Origin of the sequence: Natrinema limicola JCM 13563 (genome assembly GCF_000337475.1) — an archaeon.
GTDB classification, from domain to species: domain Archaea; phylum Halobacteriota; class Halobacteria; order Halobacteriales; family Natrialbaceae; genus Natrinema; species Natrinema limicola.
The window spans coordinates 169,653-188,862 of record NZ_AOIT01000029.1 but is presented as its reverse complement, the minus strand read 5'-3'; the positions used below and the strand labels follow the sequence as shown (position 1 = coordinate 188,862).

Here is a 19,210-nt window from a genome sequence, read left to right as displayed (position 1 = left end):
ATATGAATCGCGAGTCCCTCCTGGCCATTGCGACACTCGTGGTCGTGACCGGGGCGGTCACGACCCTCGCGCTCACTGGAGCGGTGTCCGATCCCAGCGAGCCCGAGACGGCCGCTGATGTCGAGCACACCGGCCACGTATCGCTGGCCGAAATCACGATCAGCGCCGACGAGGTCACCGGCGGTACCGCCACCCTGGCCGTCGATACGTACCTCGAGCACCGTGGCGACCCCGTCACGAACGTCACCGTTGTCCATCGCGCGACCGACACGAAGACCGGTCTCGTCGAGGACACCACCGAACGGGACGTCGAGACGCTGACCGACGGCTCCGAAGTCGTCGTCACGGATACGGTGTCGGTCCCCCGCAAGAGCAGCTACGAGATCGAAACGTTCGTCTATCGAAACGGCACCCGTACCGAGTCGACCAGCCATACTGTCGACGGCGTCGACGCGCTGACGCCCGCGTACGCTGCCACCGATGTCGAGTTCCACCGCTTCGGCGGCGACGCTGGTGGGAGCCCTGCAGACATCCCCGCGATCGGCTACTCGATCGACTCGACGACCGCCGAGACGGCCACGCTGGACGTCAGTAGCTACCTCACGAACACTGGCGACAACGCCGAACGTGACCTCAAGCTCGAAGTGAACGCCCGCCAGGCAGAGTCAAACGTCATCGCAGACTCCGCGACCGTCGAGCTGTCAACGATCAAGCCCGGGAAAACCGCGTCGCCAACCGTCGGGCTCGAGGTCCCGCAGGGGTACGACTACTACCTCGATGCGATCCTCTGGCGGGACGGCACGATCGTCCGGACGAACCGCGCGGCTGCCAACCTCGGCCCCGGGTCGCTGTCCGTCAACGAAACAGCCAGTGAAACCGGGCTCGAAGTAAGCGACTTTGCCAGCAGTTCCAACGCCTACGACGAGGCAGCCGACAGCAGCACCGAAACTGACAGCGATGCCGCACGTGAGGACGCGAGTGCTGAATCGAGTGGAGACGGAACACCTGGGTTCGGGATCGCCGTCACCGCTGTTGCAGTCCTCGCCACGATCGCGCTTGCACGGAGGTTCCAATGACTGATACATCGACACAGCCGACGACCGACACTGACCAGACGACCGATCAACAGCCACACCAACGCGATGGCGCTCAGACGGCAGCCAAATCGAACGCCATCAGCGGATTCGATCCACGCTCCAACGAGATCCACCGCTATCTCGCCTGGGGCGCGCTCGCCGTCTGCTCGCTGGTGGCCGTGTTCGCCCTGTTTCAGTTTTACGGGAGCGTTACCAGCACCATCGAGCTCTGGGTCGATCCCAAGTTCCAGCCGCCGATCCGCGCCGCATTCAACCTCGCCGTCCTCCTGACGTCATTGATCGGCATCTCGCTGCTCGTTCGCGAGCTGAAGTGACCGGCTGCGAGCGGGAATCAAACCGTTCTGTCGTTCGTGTCGTTTGCAACGAGCGGCGGCGCTTACAGTCTGAGACGGTCAGAAACTGAAGACAAAAAACGCGACGGAAACGGCGTTACCGTTCCTCGATCGGAACGAACTCCTGGTCCTCCGGGCCGGTGTAGCGGGCGCGCGGACGGATGAGGCGGTTGTCCTCCTGGTACTCGAGGACGTGGGCGATCCAGCCGCCGGCGCGGCTCATCGCGAAGATGGGCGTGTACATGTCGATCGGGATGCCGAGCTGGTAGTAGACCGAGCCCGAGTAGAAGTCGACGTTCGGGGCGATGCCCTTCTCGGTGAGCCCCTTCTCCTCGGAGAGGTACTGTTCGATGGTGGTGGTGTACTTGTACCACTTGCTTTCGCCGTTGTTCGCGAGTTCCTCGCTGCGCTCTTGGAGGATCTTCGCGCGCGGGTCTTTGACGTTGTAGACGCGGTGGCCGAAGCCGGGGATGCGCCGTCCTTCTTCAGTGGCTTGCTCGACCCACTCGCGGTGGTCTAAGTCGCTCTCGTCGATTTCGATCAAGACCTCCATGACGTCCTGGTTCGCACCGCCGTGGAGCGGTCCGGAAAGGGCGCTGATGCCGCCGGTGACGGCGCTGTAGATGTCGGCCATCGTCGAGCCGATGACCATCGACGTAAACGTCGAGGCGTTCAGGCCGTGGTCGGCGTGCAGGATGAGCGCCTGATCGAACGTCTCGGCGGCGATGTCGCCGGGCACCTCGCCGGTCAGCATGTAGAGGAAGTTCGCCGCAAGCCCGAGGTCAGGGTGAGGATCAACCGGCTCCTCGCCGAGTCGGTAGCGCTCGAAGGCCGCGAGCGCGGTCGGGATCTTGGCCGTGATGCGACGACCCTTCCGGAGCGTCGCCTCGAGGTCGTCTGGGTCGGCGTCTGTTTCGGGTTCAGTGGCCGAGAACATCGAGACTGCAGTTCGCAGCGCCGCCATCGGCTCTTCGTCGGCCGCAGCGAGTCGCTCCATCGTCGCGAGGACGTCCTCACTGACCTCGCGTTCTTCCATGAGCGCGTCCGCGAACGGCTCGAGTTCGTCTTCGGTCGGGAGATGACCGTTCCAGAGCAAGTACAGAACTTCCTCGTAGCTCGCGCCGCGCGCGAGGTCCTCGATCGTGTAGCCGCGATAGATCAGCCGGCCCGCATCGCCGTCGATCGAGCTGAGTCCCGATTCAGCGACTAACACACCCTCGAGCCCTTTCTTGAGGTCGTCAGACATACTCAGGGATTTCGGACCCTAATGGAAAAGTATTATCGTTTGGTCGGTGTCGGATGATAGCACGCCAAATCGCTGGCTGGCATCACCTTTTCACTCGAGAGTAAAGTACGTTTCCGAATTGTAGTGGACAAACAGTCAGTTATGCGACGCTGTTGACCGGCACTGATAGACAATCGGTCACATCCTGTGAGATTCACCCAGCGATGGCTACGACCCGAGTTCGGTCAGCGAGTCCACGGGACGAGCAGTCAGCAATCGCGTGTGCGCGTCGCTGTCCGATCCGCTGGCTCGAGGAGGTCGTCGGTCGAGGAGCGGTCCACAGCGTCACACCGCTCGACCGGTGAATGGCCCGTCTCGACGAAATGGTCGATCATCGCGCGGCTAAGTGCAGCCGCGTCGTCCCCCTTGGTCCGATACTGCCACTCACACTCACCACAGTACGCGCTCGGCACGTGTTCCCCATCGAACGGTGGATAAATCAACGGTTGGGTTCATACGGCGGCGACTTATGATCCCTGCCGAGCGGCCACGTTCAGGTTACACCATTAACTACAGCGTCGGTGTACGGTGCGTGATGGCCGACGCTGACGCGGACAGCCGCCCGAACATCTTGCTCGTCCTGACTGACCAGGAGCGATACGACGCTAGCGCACCCGGCGATCCACAGGTCAAAACGCCGGGAAGTGACCGGCTCTCTGACAAGGGCGTTCGCTTCGAGCAGGCGTTCACACCGATCAGCATCTGCTCGAGTGCCCGCGCGTCGCTGCTGACCGGGCGGTTCCCACACCGTCACGGCATGCTGAACAACTGCCACGAACCGGACGCGCTCCAGCCGAACCTGCCGACCGACTTCCCGACGTTTTCGGAGGAACTCGCCAATACCGGCTACAATCTCAGTTACATCGGGAAATGGCACGTAGGTCGCGACCAGACGCCGGAGGACTTCGGATTTTCGTATCTCGGCGGCAGTGACAGACACCACGACGATATTGACGCGGCGTTCCGTGAGTATCGCAAGGAACGCGGCGTCCCCCTCGGCGAACCCTCCCTCGAGGATCAAATCTACACCGGTGAGGATCCACGAGACGCCAGCGAGGGGACGCTCGTCGCCGCCACAGCACCGATCGATGTCGAGGATACCCGGGCCTGGTTTACCGCCCAATGGACCATCGAGAGGATCAAAGAATACGCCAACGGAAGTCGAGACACGCCGTTCTTCCACCGGACTGATTTTTACGGCCCCCATCATCCCTATGTCGTCCCAGAACCCTACGCCTCGCTGTACGATCCAGACGACATCGAGCGACCCGACAGCTACGCCGAGACGTACGACGGCAAGCCCCGTGTCCACGAGAACTACCTCGCCTACCGCGGCGTCGACGGCTTCGATTGGGACCTGTGGGCGGAGGCGATCGCGAAGTACTGGGGCTTTATGACGCTCATCGAGCGGCAACTCGAGCGGATTCTTGACGCGCTCGACACCTATGGGATGACCGGCGACACGGTCGTCGTTCACGCGGCGGATCACGGTGATTTCGTCGGGCATCACCGCCAGTTCAACAAGGGCCCGATAATGTACGACGACACCTACCGGATTCCGCTTCAGATCCGCGGACCCGGGTTCAAGACTCAGTCGTCCTGTGAGTCGCCGGTTTACTTACACGATCTCGCGGCGACGTTCCTCGAAATTGGCGGCGTCGACATCCCAGATACGTTCGATTCGCGGAGTCTTGTGCCGTTTCTCGATCCCGACCTAGAAAACCCTGCAGAAATTGATATAACTAACGGGAGGTACGGGAAATCGGACTACTGGCCCCGATCGATCTTCGGCCAGTACCACGGCGACGAGTTCGGCCTCTACAGCCAGCGGATGGTCCGCACGGCCCAGTACAAGTACGTCTACAACGGCCCCGACATCGATGAGCTATACGATCTCGAGGCCGACCCTTCCGAGTTACAGAATTTGATCGACCATCCCGAATACGATGCTGTACGACGGGAGATGAGACAACGACTTGTTAAATGGATGGACAGAACAGAAGATCCAAACCGTATGTGGGTGACAGACGCGCTCGAGGACGCGTCGTAACGGAAGCGTACGTTTACGGTCTCGAAGCGGGTACCCTCGTTTATGATCGCGGACAGCAACGTGGTGGGGGATCGCCGATGACCGAGCACAGTGCAGACGAGTCACCGGCCGACCTTCGCGAGGAAGCCGCCGAACACGAGAAACTGGCCGACGCCCTCGAGGATCTCCTCGAAGAGCTCCGCGACGGGGAGCTCAAGGGATCGCGACTCGAGGGGCTGTTCGACGAGGCCAGCTCGAGCAATCCGAACATCTGGAACATCGTCACCGCCTTCATCGACGTCGAGGACGGTGAGGCGGTCGTCACGGACGAGTCGAAGCTGGCACAGGGAAGCTGGGCCCCCGAAATCGTCGAAGGCTGTGATACGATGATCACGCTCGATATCGAGTACGGGATGATGCCCGACGAGTTCAAATACATCGCCGGGAAGAAGCTCAGCCAGCGGATCGAAGAGTTCCGCGAGCAAGCCGCTGAGGCGCGGAACAAGGCCGACGAACTCGAGGCCGACGCGGATAACTGAGCGAGGTCAGTCGACGACGAGCCGTTCGCGCTCGAATCGGCCGTCGGCGTCTGCGCCGTCACGATCGGTACTTGCCCGCCAGCGCCACGAGCCGATCTTGTGGGGCTCGAGCGAGACGATCACGTACGACCGGTCGGGCCACGTTGCCAGTGCGGCGTCGGTATCGCTCGGACGGGCCGGGCCATGGGGATGGGAGTGATAGAAGCCGACGATTTCTTCGCCGCGAGCCTCGAGGCGGTCGAAGATCGCCAACTGTTGTTCGGGGTCGATCTCGTAGCGCGTTCGCGGGTTCTCGGCGACGTTGTCTGCGGGGTACTGCGAGCGGACGCGACTCGTCCCCTCGGGCTCGTGCGTGCCGCCGAGGACGCCACAGATCTCTTCGGGGCTGCCCTCGCGAGCGCGCTCAAAGATTGCCTCGCGGATAGCGGTCGGCAGGACGATCACGAACCCGAGCCAGTAGCTGAGGTGTCCGAAACCGACTCGAGTCCGGCGAGGTCGTCGAACGGAACCGCGATATCAGAATCGGGGCCGTCGAATCGCTCGGGCTGGACGATCGCCGCGAGCGCCTCGAGCGTGTCCACCAGCCGCGGGCCGGGACGATTGAGATAGTGGTCGCCGTCTATCGCCCAGACGCGGTTCTCCCTCACTGCCGTGAGCGCGTCCCATCCGTCGCGGTCGGTGAGGTCCGTCCTGTTGCGTGCGATCTGCTCGAGGCCGAAGCCACAGGGTGCGACGATCACGATTTCGGGATCGTAGTCACGGATTTCTTCCCACTCGCGCGGTCGTGAACGCGCGCCGACGTCGGCCAGCCCGTACGCACCACCGGCCCAGTCGACGAGTTCGGCCGTCCAGTGGCCCGCGATCATCACGGGATCGGTCCAGTCGAAAATCGCCACCCGCGGGCGGTCGACCGCGTCGATGTCGGCCGTTCGCTTGCGGATGGCATCGATGCGGGACTCGAGTTCGGCGCGGACCTCGCGAGCGCGCGCTTCGCGGTCGACCGCACGACCGATCCGCTCGATGTCGTCAAGCACGTCGCCGACGCTGTGTGGGTCGGTCGGCACGACCTCGGGATCGGCCGCAATCCGGTCGACGGCGTCGGCGACGACGGTCTCGTCAACCGCACAGACGTCACACATTCCCTGCGTGACGATCACGTCCGGGTCGAGATCGGCGAGCGTCTCGACGTCAATCTCGTAGACGCCGTCCTCGGTCTCGGCGACCTCGAGGACCTGGCGGTCGATCTCGGCGCTCGAGGCCGACTCGTCGGCATTGATCCGCGACCGAGTGACGGCAGGGGCTGTCGCGGCACGCGGTGGGTAGTCGCACTCGTGGGAAACGCCGACCGGCTCGAGTCCCAGCGCAGCCACCATCTCGGTCGCTGACGGGAGCGTCGTGACGATTTGCATGGCTCCTCGTAGGGAGCGAGAAACCAAAAGCGGCCCCGTCGGCTAGCTGGCCTCGCGGGCGCTCGCGAACGCGGACGCGTTCGAACGATATATTATCGCCGTCCGCCCTGAAAACGGTATGGCAGTTCTCTTACAGCTGCTCGGTGCGAACCCCCTCGGCGGACTGGTACTTGCGATCATCGTTCCGGTCGTCGTCGTCGCGTTCGGCACGTACGTCGGCGTGTTGATGGCGCTGCAGTCCTTTTTCGACGCCTCGTCGTGGCAGGAGGCGATGCGAACCGGCGACACCGAGGAGTAGGGACTTGGTGGTCGATCGGCGTTGATACGGACTCCTGTCAGTCAGTGCCGGTGGGACCGCAACCCGCACTGCGGTTGCACCGGGACATCGGGACAGCAGACCGTATGAGTGTCGGAGTGCTACCGTGACGTGGTCCCCGACTGCGGTCGACACTACACGTCCGCGAGTGCCGCCTCGAGTTCCCGAACCCCATCCTTTGCCGTCCGATCGGGATTCGCCAGCACGCGAACCGGCTGCTCGCCGAGGGGGACGAAGCCCAGATCGAGCCGGTCGGCGGTTTCACGCAGGCCGAGGCCGGCGTCGGCGTCGCCCGCGATGACCTTTCGGGCAGGACTCTCGTGGGCTCGCAGTCCGAGATCGTAGCCGTCGATCGCGTCTGTCAGTTCGCGTCTAGTCGTTCCCCGGTCGTCCGCGAGGTCGGCGATCGCCGCGTCGAGACTCGAGCGTAGCCCCGAGTCGGTCGTCCGATTGACGAAGCGTCGGTCCCGGTCGACCAAGTCTGCGAGTCCTTCGATCTCGTCGGGATTACCGGTACGGACGACCAGCCCCCACTCGCGCTCCCAGCGGCCGAGTTCGACCGTCTCGACGTCAGCCTCGAGCGGCCCCGCGACCACGGCCACGTCGGGAACGCCTTCGCGGAGTCGTCGCAGGCCCGGCCGGGTACCGACCGAAAGATAGCGTGGATTTTCGAGACCGTCGAGCAGTCGCGACACGGTCGGGTCGTCCTCCCCGACGGCGAAGAGGGTCGGCGGTCGGACGTCCGGCGAGAACAGCGTGGCGGTGACAGGCTCGCCTTGCTCGAGGTAGTCGGTTTCAGGGCCGACTTCCACGACGCCGTCGGCGTCGGCGAGGCTGGTCGTCGCGCCGCTGCCCTTGTCGACGGGATAGACGAGCGTTTCACCGTCGCCATCGGTGACCAAGCCGACGGGCATGAGTCGATGCCGGCCTTCCTCGTAGCGTTCCTGTCGAGCCAGCCGGCCGGCGACGGTCGCCGACGCGGGTTCGGGGAGTCCGGCGGCCTCGCGGATCGCCGGCGCGACAAAGGTGCGAAAGACCATCATCGCGGAGACGGGATAGCCCGGAAGGCCGACATAGGCTGAATCGTCTAGCCGCCCGATCAGCATCGGTTTGCCGGGCTTGACGCTCACACCGTGGAGCAGCAACTCACCTTGCTCTTCGATGACACGGTAGATGACGTCGACCGCGCTCGCGCTGGTCGACCCCGAGGAGAGGACGAGATCACACTCGTCGGCAGCCTCGCGGAGAATCCGCTCCATCTCGTCCTGCTCGTCGCCAGCGTGGGGATAGAGGACGGCCTCGCCACCCGCATCTTCGACACCTGCGGCGATCGTGTAGCTGTTGACGTCGTAGATCTCCCCGCGCTCGCTCGCGAGGTCCGCGCCCGGCCGCACGAGTTCGTCGCCGGTCGAGACGATGCCGACACGCGGCTTGGCTCGGACTGGTACCTCGTCGATCCCCAGCGCCGATAGCAGGCCGATATCTCGAGGCGTAATCTGCGTTCCAGGACCGAGCGCACGCTCGCCTGCGGCGACGTCTGCGCCGGCAAACATGACGTTGTCACCCGGGGCGACTGCAGTGCGGACCAGGACCTCGTCGCCGTCCGACTCCATGTCGGTAGGAGTTTCACCGCTCGCTCGTTCCGTCGACGGTCCGTCGACGCGATCCGTACGTTCGACGGGGACCATCGCATCGGCACCGTCAGGCATCACCGCGCCCGTCGAGATTTCGACTGCTTGCCCCTCCTCGAGTGTGATATCCGGCTCCTCGCCGGCATGAACCTCGCCGACGACCGCAAGCCGGGCGGGATCGGCCTCGTCAGCACCGAACGTATCCCGCGCCCGAAGGGCGTAACCGTCGAGGCTCGCCCGGTCGAACCCCGGGACGTCGAGTTCAGCGTCGAGTCGCGCCACCAGCACCCGACCCCGCGCCTCCGCGAGCGGGACGCGTTCGATGCCAGCCTCGAGCGCCAGCGAGTCGATCGCCTCGCGTGCCTCCGCGGGCGTGGCGAGATCGCGAAATTCCTTGCGGTTCATAACGGCCTTTCGGGAGCCGAGGCTAAAAACGTCGGTCGAATACGCCGGTTCGACACGATATGGCAGCCCCTCGGGTCGATCGGCATCGTCGATAAACGTTCGTGTTATAATACCGCCATCACATGGTGGTTTGTCCCGAAACGAGGCGATATATGAAGGGTTTTAGCGTCTGGTCACGAACGATTCATCGTGGCTTTTCGCTCGAGTGACGTTCCAAACCCCGTCCGGTGGCTGCTGCTCGTGGTCGGCTACCTGCTCGCACGGGTCGGCGTGATCGACGCGCGACGCGCCGAGCGGACGACCGACCTCGCCTGGCCCCGCATCGTCACAGGAATCGCGCGAATGTCCAAATCCGCGGCGGATGTCGCGATGGTCGGGATCGCGCTCGGGCCGGCGGCGATCGCCGGCGTCGGGCTGGCGACCCCCTACTGGGGGCTTGCCTTTGCGGTTGGCGGCGGGGTCGCCGGCGCGACCATTAGTCTGGTCTCCCAGCGATACAGCGGTGGGACCGCTGCGGGCCTTTCGCGGGCGGTGACGACGAGCGGTGTCATCGTCGCCATGAGCTTACTGCCGCTCGCTGCCGTTTACGGGATGGGAGCTGAGCGACTGATCGCACTCGTCGGCGACGACGCCGCCGCGATCGCCTTCGGCGCGGACTACCTCCGCGTCGTCGCCGTCGGCGTCCCGGTGGCAGGGCTGAACCTCATCGGCAGTCGGACACTCGTCGGTGCCGACGACGCGTGGACGCCCATGGTCCTTCGAGCGGGCGGCGCAGTCGTCAACGTGGCACTCAACGCGGTGTTGCTCTTCGTCCTCGAAGTGGGCGTCGTCGGCGCGGCGATCGGCACCGTCGTCGCGAACGCGCTCGTCCTGGCGGCGTTCGGCATCGGCTTCACGGTCGGCCGGTTGCCGCTGGTCGGCGCGTTCCCCGTGACGATCAGTATCGCGTGGCCGTTCGTGACGGGCGACGAGATCCGCGACGTGCTCACCATCGGGATGCCGCTGGTGTTTACTAACGTCGCCCGGCGGGCCGCCCAGTTCCCGATGCTCGCGATCGTCGCGCTCTTTGGCCCGAACGTCCTCGCCGCCTACGTCGTCGCCCGGCGCGTCCGAGACCTGATGGATACGCCCGGCTGGGGCTTTTCGCTGGCCTCGAGCAGTCTAGTCGGCCAGGAACTGGGCACCGGTGACGAAGGGGACGCCGACGCCTACGGCCGCGAAGTGCTCTGGTTCGGCACTAGCGTCTACCTCGTCAGCGGGGCGCTCGTCCTCGTCTTCGCTGAACAGGTCGGTCGCCTGTTCGTGTCCGATCCATCGATCCTGCCGCTCGTGACTGCGTTCATCGCCGTCGCCTGTGTCAGCGTCGTCTTCCGCGGTGTCAGCGGCGGCGCGACCGGGCCGCTTCGCGCCAGCGGCGACACCCGCTGGCCGTTCTACGGGCAGGTACTCGGGCTGTATGGCTTCGCGCTTCCCGTCGCTCTCGTTGGTGCCGTCTCGATCCCGGTTCCGTTCCTCGAGGCCGTGACGCCGCTCGGAATCGGCGCGCTGTATGCCGCGTTGATCCTCGAGACGTTCGTGCCCGCTGCGGTCACGTACTACCGGTTCGCGACCGGCCACTGGAAGGCCATCAGCCGTGCGTATCGGCCCGACTCGTCGGCGAGCGACTAACTGAGACGGTCTGCTGTCACTGTGTCTCAATGCACCTGTGACCTGTCATGCGGGTGCACCGATACTGGCTGACAGGAGTCCGTATAAATTGCTGTCTCGGGCGGAACGGTTACAATCCCGCTGCTGGTTGCACGTGGTATGTCACGACTTGCCGACACCGATCGCGAGCGCATCGCCGCCCTCTTCGAGCGCCATCTCGAGGTCGGGCTTCACCACGGGGCACAGCTGGCCGTCTTCGTCGACGGCGACCTCGTGATCGACCTCGCGGGTGGCACGACGGGACCCGACGGCAACGCGGAGACCCGGGAGACGCGCCACGTGCTGTTCTCGTGTACGAAACCCTACGCCGCGGTGACGCTGCACTCGCTGGTCGAGGAGGGCGCACTCGCGTATGACGATCGCGTGGTCGACTACTGGCCGGAATTCGCCGACGCAGGCACCGACAAGGCCGACATCACCGTTCGGCAGGTGCTCAGCCACACGGCGGGACTGCAAAAGAGCAAACTCGACGATCGGCCGACCGTCTGGAGCGACTGGGAGACCGTTATCGAGACGCTCGAGGAACAGGACCCGCTCTCGCCACCGGGCGAGCAACCGGCCTATCACGCGTTGACCTTCGGCTGGCTGGTCGGCGAACTCGTCCGCCGCGTCTCCGGCACGCCGATTGAGGAAGCCGCCGCCGAACGCGTCTTCGAGCCGCTGGGCATGGAGCACACTGGCATCGGCCTCCGTGAGGACGAGGACGACGACGTGGCGACGGTGGTCGGCTTCGACCCGTTCGACCGCTGTCGGGACCCCGGCGAGGGACTCGGCGACAACGCCGCGGTCGCAGCCCCGTTCAACGCCGAACAGGTCCACCGGGCGGTGGTTCCCGCAGCCACCGGGATCGGCACCGCGCGGGACATGGCCCGCTTTTATGCCTGTCTGGCCAACGACGGCGAACTCGAAGGGACCCGCCTCCTCGAGTCCGAGACCGTCGACCGGATGACCCGGCTCGAGGCCGAAACGGCGTCCGACGGGACGCTCGACCGCGAGGCGCGGTTCGCGCTCGGCTTCTGGAAGGGCGGGACGGCGGTTGCACCCTACGGCACGCTCTCCCCCGAGCACGTCTTCGGCCACGCCGGCCTCGGGAGCAGCGTCGGCTGGGCTGACCCCGAGGAGAACGTCGGCTTCGCGTACGTCACCAACGGGGTCCGCGACGGCACCTACGAACACGTCGCCCGCGTGAACGCGCTGGCCGACGCCGTTCGACTCGCACTGCGGTGAGTTACTCTTTTGGCGAGATCTTCCCGGCGAAGGTCTGGAACAGGATCTCGTCGTCGGGGATATAGAACGTGTCCGTCGCGAACTCGTAGACGTTCTCCGGCGACTCGGCGTGCCAGACGATGTAGGCGAACTCGTCCTCGACGGTCTCCTGGTCGACGTCGATCGTCGCCCCCTCCTGAGAGAACTCCGCGAAGAGGTTCTCGAAGAGCCCCTCGATCTCATCGAGGCCGCGGAACGTCCCCATGTTCGTCACGATCACCGACTCGTCGGTGTAGTCGACCATGGTTTCCTCGAGATCCTGCTCGCCGAAGGCCGTCAGGTGGTGGTCGAGTACGTCGTCAGTCGTCGTCATTTGGAATTCCTCAATGAGAATTGGCAACACATATCGATATGAAGGTTGTGGACGCACAGCCCGCTCTCGAGGATCGTTACGGATTGACTTCCCAGTTCTCGACGGCCACCGTCTCACCGGCCGGAATCCCCTCGCGGTCGTCGTCGACGACGACCCAGCCGTCGGCCAGCGCGACGCTCGAGAGTACGCCCGAGCCGCTCGCCCGGGTCGGGATCGCCGTGTACGCGGGTTCGTCCCGGTCCAGGTCGTCCTCGTCGCGGGCCTCGAGGCGTACCCGTGCGAACGTCCGTGTACCGGGTTCGCTCGGGATCTTGCGCTCGAGTCGAGCCTGTGTCGTCGGGTGGGGGTCGGGTTCTGTGCCCTCGAGCCAGCGCAGCGTCGGCCGAAGGAACTGGACGGCGTTGACGATGCAGGCAACTGGATAGCCGGGCAATGCGAGCACGGGAGTATCCTCGACGATCCCCAGACAGACCGGATGACCGGGTTTGAGTCCGACGCCGTGGACCAGCACCTCACCCAGGTCGTCGATCACTTCCGGCAGCAAGTCACGCTCACCGACCGAGGAGCCGCCGGTCGTGACGACCACGTCCTTGGTGAGGTCGCGCTGGATGGCCACGCGCAGCGACTCGGGATCGTCGGTGACCACATCGCGGTACGTGGCGCGAGCGCCCCACCGCTGGGCCAGCCGTGAGACCGTGAGTCCGTTGGTCTCAACGACCTCGCCGGGATCGGGATCGGCCTCGACCAGTTCCTCGCCGGTTGGAATGACGCCCACCGTCGGTTGCTGTGCGACCGCAACCTGCCAGTAGCCCGCCGACCGCAGCAGGCCCAGATCGGACGGGCGGAGCCGATGGCCCGCCTCGTAGAGCTGTTGCCCCTCCTCGATGTCCTCGCCGACCGGCGCGACGTTTTCGCCCTCCGCGAGGGCGTCTTCGACCTCGAGGTCACCGATCGATTCGCGTTCGGTGACGCGTTCGATCATGACGACGGCGTCGGCTCCCTCGGGGAGGGCGCTGCCGGTATGGACCCGTGCGGCCGTTCCCGGTTCGATGCGATCTGCGGTGGCGTGTTCCTCGTCGGCCGCGTCGGGTTCGATGAGTTCCAACACCTCCGGGGAACGTTCGCTGGCCCCGAAGGTGTCCGCGGCCCGGACGGCGTAGCCGTCCATCGCTGCCCGCCGATAGTGGGGGACGTTTCGGGCGGCTGTAACGGGCGCAGCGAGGACGCGGCCGTCTGCACGCGCAACGTCGACGGTCTCGGTCCCACAGGGGACATCGGCGTCCCCACGATCTGCGACAGCCGCTCTGAGAATCCGGCGCGCCTCGGCGACCGGCGTCCGCACCTTGAACCCGGCTTCCGTGCGCTCGCGGTCCGCTCCTTCCATACGGTGACTCGAGTCGCGGGACGCCAAAAGCGTGGGGGCCCGTGGAGGGGAAATCGCCGCGACCGCGGGGTTTTTCGTATCGGCGTTCGAACCTGTATCCATGTCAGCGCTCCGCGACGCGTTGCGGGACCTCTCCGAGGACGTCTTCTTCGATCTACTCGAGAGCGAAGACGCCTATCTGCTCGTACTCGACGTCCCTGGAGTCACCGCCGAGTCGCTCGACCTCGCGATCGAGGATGGTCGCATCTCCATCGATGCCACCCGGGAAAAGGAGCCCAGCGACGACTACCAGTACATCGAGGAGAACCGCTCGCTCTTTCTCGATATCGACCTCCCGCTGCCCGACGACGCCTCCGAAGCCAACGCCGAGGCGACGGTCGATCGAGGCGTCCTCGAGTTGGTCCTGCCAAAACGAGGTGCCATCGACGAGACGACGATCGAGATCGTCGACGAGGACACCTAACACGGGGTGAGTGAGACTGGCCTCCCTTCGCGCATACAAGCGCTTCGTCATCGTCGCGTGGCAGTTCCTGCCCCTGTTGCTCGCCTACGCCCGTGACCGGCGGCGCTTTCTCCTGTTTGGCCGCCCCCGGCAGGTCGACCACGAGACCCACAGCCGCCGGGCCAAGCGGTTGCTCGACTCGCTGTTGACGCTGGGGCCGACGTTTATCAAACTCGGGCAGTTGCTGTCGACCCGTCCCGACATCCTCCCGCCGGCGTACATCGACACCCTCGCGTCGCTGCAAGACGCCGTGCCGCCGGCCCCCTGGCCCGAGGCAAAAGAGGTGCTCGAGGACGAACTCGGCCCCGTCGACGAGCGCTTTGCGGAGTTCGACACCGAGCCGATCAGCGGCGCGAGTCTGGGACAGGTCTATCGGGCGCGACTCGATCCCGAGACCGAGCGGACGCGGGCCGAACCGAGCGACGGGATCAGTCGCGAGGTCGCCGTGAAGATCCGCCGCCCGAACATCGAATCGCTCGTCAACGCCGATCTACGGGTCATCAAGTGGTCACTGCCCATCCTGCTGTATTTCGTCGGCGAAGCGCGCGCGTTCTCACTCGAGAACCTGGCCGACGAGTTCTCGAAGACGATCCGCGAGGAGATGGACTACGAGCGTGAAGCCGAGATGCTGACCGAGATCCGCTCGAACTTCGCCGACGACGATCGGTTTCGCATTCCCGACGTCATCGAGAGCCACTCCGACTCGCGCGTGCTCACGATGGAGTACATTGGTGGGACGAAGATCAACGACCTCGAGGAACTCGAGCGCAAAGGGATCGACCGAACCCGAATTGCAGAGAACTTAGAGCGGTCGTACCTCCAGATGATCATCGATGATGGGGTCTTCCACGCCGATCCCCACCCCGGAAACCTCGCGGTGACTGACGAGGGACGGATCGTCTTCTATGACTTCGGGATGTCGGGACGGGTCGATTCGTTCATTCAGGACAAGATCGTCGACTTCTACGTCGCCGTTGCCAATCAGGACATCGACGGCATCCTCGACGCGCTGGTCGAGATCGGGACGCTGTCGCCCGACGCCGACCGCGGCGTGATGTCCGAGGTGATGGAAATCGCCATCCAGGACGCCCGTGGTGAGGACGTCGAACAGTACCGGGTCAACCAGATCGTCGGCCAGATCGAGGACTCGATCTACGAGTTCCCCTTCCGGCTTCCCAAAAACCTCGCGCTCGTCCTCCGGGTCGCGACCGTCGTCGAAGGCGTCTGTGTCACCCTCGATGAGGACTTCGACTTCATCGCGACGGCAACTGACTTCCTGACCGAAGAAGGGTATCGCGAGGAAACCATCCGAAACTACATCGACGAGACGGGCCAACAGCTCCGCCGCAGCGGCGAGTCGCTGACTCGACTCGCACCCAAGACCGAGCGCGCACTCGACCGACTCGACCGCGACGACCTCTACCTCCGCATCGGCGTCGAGGACTCAGACAAGGTCTTCGAGAAGCTCGCCAAACGTCTGATCTACGGCATGCTGTTGACGATGTCGCTGTTCTCGATGGGTGTCCTCTACGCGCTCGAGGCACCCCTCGGGTCGATCGTCGCAGCGGCCTTCTCGGTAGTCGTGCTGATCCAGCTCTATCGGTCGTTTCGCTCGCCGAAATCGATCGGCGCACGACCACAGTTTACGCGCCAAAACCTCCGCCAGCGCCGCGGCGAGGAGTGACGGCGGCCAACCTTCTTTCCGCGCTGGGTCGAAAACGGCCCATGGACTACGATCGGATCGCCGACCTGTCGCTGACGATCGAGTCGGTCGCAAGCGAGCGCCACGAGCGCGAGACCTCGAGCGACTTTACCCGCGTGACGACCGAATTCGCGCTTTCGGGACCGACACCGAACGGCGACGGGACGGTTACGGGACGTGGCGAGGACGTCACCTACGAAACCGAAGACCACGACCGGCTGGCAGAGACCGGCCTGCCGGGACTCACCGGCGAGTACACGTTCGGGTCGTTTTCCGACCAGCTCGCGACGCTGGATCTCTTTCCTGGCGGTGCGCCTGACCGTGAGGTCTTTCGTAACTACCGGCGATGGGGCATCGAGAGTGCGGCACTCGATCTCGCCCTGCGACAGGCCGAGACGAACCTCGCGACCGTCCTCGAGCGATCACGTGAGCCGGTACGGTTCGTCGCGAGCACCCGCCTCGGCGAATCGCCGACGACTGACCGACTCGAGGTCCTGCGTGAGCAGGTTCCCGACCTCGAATTCAAGCTCGATCCGACGCCCGAGTGGGACGCCGACCTCGTCGCGGCGATCGACGAGACGGTCGGCACTGACGCGGTCCGTATCCTCGATCTGAAAGGCCAGTACGAAGGCACCGAGGTCGACGTCCCGGCCGATCCCGAACTATATGAACTCGTTCTCGAGGAATTCCCAAACGCCATCATCGAGGATCCAGCGCTGACCGGCGAGACGCGGCCGCTGTTCGAGGACGCAGGCGTTCGGTCACGCGTCTCCTGGGACGCCCCGATTCACGGGCTCGAAGACATCGAGGCCCTGCCATGGGAGCCCGACTGGCTGAACGTCAAACCGTCGCGTTTTGGCTCGCTCGCGTCGCTGCTCGAGACGATCACGTACTGCAACGAGCGTGGGATTCGGCTGTACGGCGGCGGCCAGTTCGAACTCGGCGTCGGTCGTGGACAGATTCAGACGCTGGCATCGGTGTTCTATCCGGATGGCCCTAACGACGTTGCTCCGCGGGCCTACAACGAGCCCGCGGTCGGTGATGGGTTGCCGGCGAGTCCGCTCACGGCACCGACCGATCCCACTGGCTTCGGCAGTCACGCCAACCGGTGACACACTCGTATCACCCTCAGCGGGCGCTCTCGTTGGAACTCGGGTGTGAGCCGGCGGATACCTGCACCTGTCGGCTGAGTGATCTGCTTGGCCACCAATACTTTATGTAACGGTGATAAGATTGAGAAGTCCGGGGTGGACTGGATGGATATGAGTGCTGTGGTCCAGCCTGGATGTGAGTTTTTCCCCGGACGTTCCACGGGTTTCGAGTCCGCTGTAAAATAGCTGGGGGTTCGTTGCTCGCCAAACGGCGTGTTCGCTGTGGGCTCGAGACGGCCGGATCCGACCTCGCAGTGACGGAGATAGTCCTGTTAGCACACCGAACAGGCTCGAGCGGCCATTCCAAACGGTTTATGCCCGTCGGTTGATTACGCCGGGACATGGCGAAACAGCAGACCGAAGTTCGCGATCTCCAGGAAGGCAGCTACGTGATGATCGACGATACGCCGTGTAAGATCAACGCCTACTCGACGGCCAAACCAGGCAAACACGGTAGCGCCAAGGCTCGCGTCGAGGCCGAAGGCGTCTTCGACGGCAAGAAGCGCTCGCTCTCCCAGCCCGTCGACGCGAAGATCTGGGTCCCGATCATCGAGCGCAAAAACGGGCAGGTCGTCTCGGTAGACGGCGACGACATGCAGGTCATGGACTTAGAAACCTACGAGACGATCACGATGCGTGTCCCCGAGGACATCGACGTCTCTCCCGACGAGAACATCGAGTACCTCGAGATGGAAGACCAGCGAAAGATCGTCTAATGTTTCCCGGGGCGACTGACGAACGCGAGGGGATCGACGCGGCGGCTGATGCCGACCGTGGAGACGCGAACTTCGTGGTCGTCGGTGCGCCCCTGGACGCCACGACGACCTTTCAACCGGGGACCCGATTCGGGCCCCAGCGAATCCGCACTTTTGCCGAACCGTTCGACGATTACGACCACCGGACGGACCAGCACTTCTCCGAGCTGGGCGTCGTCGACCACGGTGATGTCCGCGCGTGGGATGACATGCAGGAGTATCTCGACTACCTGACGAGCACGCTACGCGAGGCCGTCTGGAACGACGCCGTCCCCCTGCTCCTTGGGGGTGAGCACACCGTCTCGCTCGCGGGCGCACGCGCGGTCGAACCTGACGTGTTCGTCTGCCTCGACGCCCACCTCGACCTCTATGGTGCCTACGACGGTAACCCGCTCTCTCATGCTGCCGTTACCCGACGGATTCTCGAGGACGTCGACAGCGTCGAGGAGGCGATCATCCTCGGGGCGCGCACCGGCAGCGAAGCCGAGTGGGAACGCGCAGGGGCAGACGACGTGACTGTCGTCCCGCCAGAGGACGTCGCAGGCTGGACTCCCGGCAACCGACTCACCGATCGCGAGGTCTATCTGAGCCTCGATATCGACGCCGCCGATCCTGGCTTCGCGCCGGGCACCGGAACGACCGAACCGTTCGGCCTCGAGCCACGGGAACTCCGCGATGTCGTCCGTACGGTCGCGCCCCACGCTGACGGCTTCGACGCCGTCGAGGTCAACGACCGCGACGACGGGCAGGCGGCCGCACTGGCCGCCAAACTCGTCCGGGAGTTCGTCTTTTCGCACGCCGACGGCGTCGACGCGTAGTCATCGACCACGCGAGAGCGCACGTTTTTCCCACTCCACCCGAACTCCCGAGTATGCTCGAGACGACGCTGTGTTTCCCGCTCCAGGACGGTAGTCCCGAAACGGGTCGCGAAGTGCTCCTCATCGAGAAACGCCGCGGCCTCGGCGAAGGCTGGTACAACGGCCCCGGCGGCAAGTGCGAACCCGGCGAGACGCCGCGGGAGTGTGCCGTCCGCGAAACACAAGAAGAGGTCGGCCTCGAGGTCCACGACCTCGAGAAGGCTGGCGAACTCACCTTTCTGCTCGACGGCGACACACACTCGGTCTGTCACGTCTTTCGCACACGGTCGTTTACCGGCGAGCCGACCGCGTCCGACGAGGCCCACCCGGAATGGGTTCCCGTCGAGGACGTGCCATACGATCGGATGTGGGACGACGATCACCTGTGGCTCCCCGGCGTGCTCGAGGGCCAGACGGTCGTCGGTGAGTTCCGATTCGAGGGCGGCGAGCCCCTCGATGAGGCCGAGTTCGTCGGGCACGACCTCGAGTGGGACCGCTCGTTTTGATCGCTCGAGCGGCTTGGGGTGTCG

20 protein-coding genes are annotated in these 19,210 nt (G+C 64.7%); 13 read left to right on the top strand and 7 right to left on the bottom strand.

Annotated elements, in window-relative coordinates; all coding sequences use genetic code 11:
- The first annotated feature begins 2 nt into the window (after positions 1 to 2).
- Both C476_RS07005 and C476_RS07000 read left to right on the top strand, forming a co-directional pair.
- The gene (locus tag C476_RS07005) at positions 3 to 1,076 is read left to right on the top strand and encodes a DUF7490 domain-containing protein (RefSeq protein WP_008011303.1); all 1,074 of its coding nucleotides are present in this window, start codon (positions 3 to 5) and stop codon (positions 1,074 to 1,076) included.
- Positions 1,073 to 1,411 carry a hypothetical protein gene (locus tag C476_RS07000; protein WP_008011302.1) on the top strand — a complete coding sequence of 113 codons (339 nt, stop codon included), beginning with the start codon at positions 1,073 to 1,075 and terminating at the stop codon, positions 1,409 to 1,411. Before C476_RS07005 ends, C476_RS07000 begins: the two co-directional genes overlap by 4 nt.
- 115 nt (positions 1,412 to 1,526) lie before the next feature.
- On the opposite strand, the gene citZ is transcribed toward C476_RS07000, so the two are convergent.
- Together citZ and C476_RS06990 are read right to left on the bottom strand one after the other, a co-directional pair.
- Positions 1,527 to 2,675: a citrate synthase gene (gene citZ / locus C476_RS06995; RefSeq protein WP_008011301.1), complete on the bottom strand. Its 1,149-nt coding sequence runs from the start codon at positions 2,673 to 2,675 to the stop codon at positions 1,527 to 1,529.
- Positions 2,676 to 2,923: 248 nt separating this feature from the next.
- The gene (locus C476_RS06990) at positions 2,924 to 3,127 is read right to left on the bottom strand and encodes a hypothetical protein (RefSeq protein WP_008011300.1); all 204 of its coding nucleotides are present in this window, start codon (positions 3,125 to 3,127) and stop codon (positions 2,924 to 2,926) included.
- 122 nt (positions 3,128 to 3,249) lie between these two features.
- On the opposite strand from C476_RS06990, the gene C476_RS06985 reads away from it, so the two are divergent.
- Together C476_RS06985 and C476_RS06980 are read left to right on the top strand one after the other, a co-directional pair.
- On the top strand, positions 3,250 to 4,764 hold the full coding sequence (locus C476_RS06985) for a sulfatase-like hydrolase/transferase (protein WP_008011299.1): 1,515 nt from the start codon (positions 3,250 to 3,252) through the stop codon (positions 4,762 to 4,764).
- A gap of 77 nt (positions 4,765 to 4,841) precedes the next feature.
- On the top strand, positions 4,842 to 5,282 hold the full coding sequence (locus C476_RS06980) for a hypothetical protein (protein ID WP_008011298.1): 441 nt from the start codon (positions 4,842 to 4,844) through the stop codon (positions 5,280 to 5,282).
- 6 nt (positions 5,283 to 5,288) lie between these two features.
- On the opposite strand, the gene C476_RS06975 is transcribed toward C476_RS06980, so the two are convergent.
- Both C476_RS06975 and C476_RS06970 read right to left on the bottom strand, forming a co-directional pair.
- Positions 5,289 to 5,726 (bottom strand): desampylase, encoded by a 438-nt coding sequence (locus C476_RS06975; protein WP_008011297.1) that lies wholly within the window; start codon positions 5,724 to 5,726, stop codon positions 5,289 to 5,291.
- A complete protein-coding gene (locus tag C476_RS06970) occupies positions 5,723 to 6,691 on the bottom strand; it encodes a cobalamin-binding protein (protein ID WP_008011296.1) in 969 nt (322 codons plus the stop codon). Before C476_RS06970 ends, C476_RS06975 begins: the two co-directional genes overlap by 4 nt.
- A 118-nt stretch (positions 6,692 to 6,809) precedes the next feature.
- Between C476_RS06970 and C476_RS06965 the strand changes: the two genes are divergently transcribed.
- A complete protein-coding gene (locus C476_RS06965; protein WP_049911633.1) occupies positions 6,810 to 6,989 on the top strand; it encodes a hypothetical protein in 180 nt (59 codons plus the stop codon).
- Between the two features lie 152 nt (positions 6,990 to 7,141).
- Here C476_RS06965 and C476_RS06960 read toward each other — a convergent pair whose 3' ends face one another.
- The gene (locus C476_RS06960) at positions 7,142 to 9,043 is read right to left on the bottom strand and encodes a molybdopterin biosynthesis protein (protein ID WP_008011295.1); all 1,902 of its coding nucleotides are present in this window, start codon (positions 9,041 to 9,043) and stop codon (positions 7,142 to 7,144) included.
- Positions 9,044 to 9,232: 189 nt separating this feature from the next.
- Here C476_RS06960 and C476_RS06955 point away from each other — a divergent pair, with 189 nt between their 5' ends.
- Positions 9,233 to 10,711, top strand: coding sequence for an MATE family efflux transporter (locus C476_RS06955; protein WP_008011293.1), 1,479 nt, complete (start codon positions 9,233 to 9,235; stop codon positions 10,709 to 10,711).
- A 138-nt stretch (positions 10,712 to 10,849) separates the two neighbouring features.
- Entirely contained in the window at positions 10,850 to 11,977 is a 1,128-nt protein-coding gene (locus tag C476_RS06950) for an EstA family serine hydrolase (RefSeq protein ID WP_008011291.1), read from the top strand.
- Between the two features lies 1 nt (position 11,978).
- On the opposite strand, the gene C476_RS06945 is transcribed toward C476_RS06950, so the two are convergent.
- Positions 11,979 to 12,329 carry a nuclear transport factor 2 family protein gene (locus tag C476_RS06945; RefSeq protein WP_008011289.1) on the bottom strand — a complete coding sequence of 117 codons (351 nt, stop codon included), beginning with the start codon at positions 12,327 to 12,329 and terminating at the stop codon, positions 11,979 to 11,981.
- A 76-nt stretch (positions 12,330 to 12,405) separates the two neighbouring features.
- Positions 12,406 to 13,713 (bottom strand): molybdopterin molybdotransferase MoeA, encoded by a 1,308-nt coding sequence (locus C476_RS06940; RefSeq protein ID WP_008011287.1) that lies wholly within the window; start codon positions 13,711 to 13,713, stop codon positions 12,406 to 12,408.
- Positions 13,714 to 13,813: 100 nt separating this feature from the next.
- Between C476_RS06940 and C476_RS06935 the strand changes: the two genes are divergently transcribed.
- The 6 genes from C476_RS06935 (at position 13,814) to C476_RS06910 (ending at position 19,186) form a co-directional block, all read left to right on the top strand.
- A complete protein-coding gene (locus C476_RS06935) occupies positions 13,814 to 14,176 on the top strand; it encodes an Hsp20/alpha crystallin family protein (protein WP_008011285.1) in 363 nt (120 codons plus the stop codon).
- A 76-nt stretch (positions 14,177 to 14,252) separates the two neighbouring features.
- Complete coding sequence (locus tag C476_RS06930; protein WP_049911643.1) at positions 14,253 to 15,899, top strand: ABC1 kinase family protein; 1,647 nt, start codon at positions 14,253 to 14,255, stop codon at positions 15,897 to 15,899.
- Positions 15,900 to 15,940: 41 nt separating this feature from the next.
- Complete coding sequence (locus tag C476_RS06925) at positions 15,941 to 17,029, top strand: enolase-like domain-containing protein (RefSeq protein WP_008011279.1); 1,089 nt, start codon at positions 15,941 to 15,943, stop codon at positions 17,027 to 17,029.
- 380 nt (positions 17,030 to 17,409) lie between these two features.
- A complete protein-coding gene (locus C476_RS06920) occupies positions 17,410 to 17,784 on the top strand; it encodes a translation initiation factor IF-5A (protein WP_008011277.1) in 375 nt (124 codons plus the stop codon).
- Positions 17,784 to 18,641, top strand: a complete 858-nt coding sequence (gene speB, locus C476_RS06915) for an agmatinase (protein ID WP_008011276.1) — start codon at positions 17,784 to 17,786, stop codon at positions 18,639 to 18,641. Before C476_RS06920 ends, speB begins: the two co-directional genes overlap by 1 nt.
- A 53-nt stretch (positions 18,642 to 18,694) precedes the next feature.
- On the top strand, positions 18,695 to 19,186 hold the full coding sequence (locus tag C476_RS06910; protein ID WP_008011273.1) for an 8-oxo-dGTP diphosphatase: 492 nt from the start codon (positions 18,695 to 18,697) through the stop codon (positions 19,184 to 19,186).
- Positions 19,187 to 19,210: the final 24 nt, after the last annotated feature.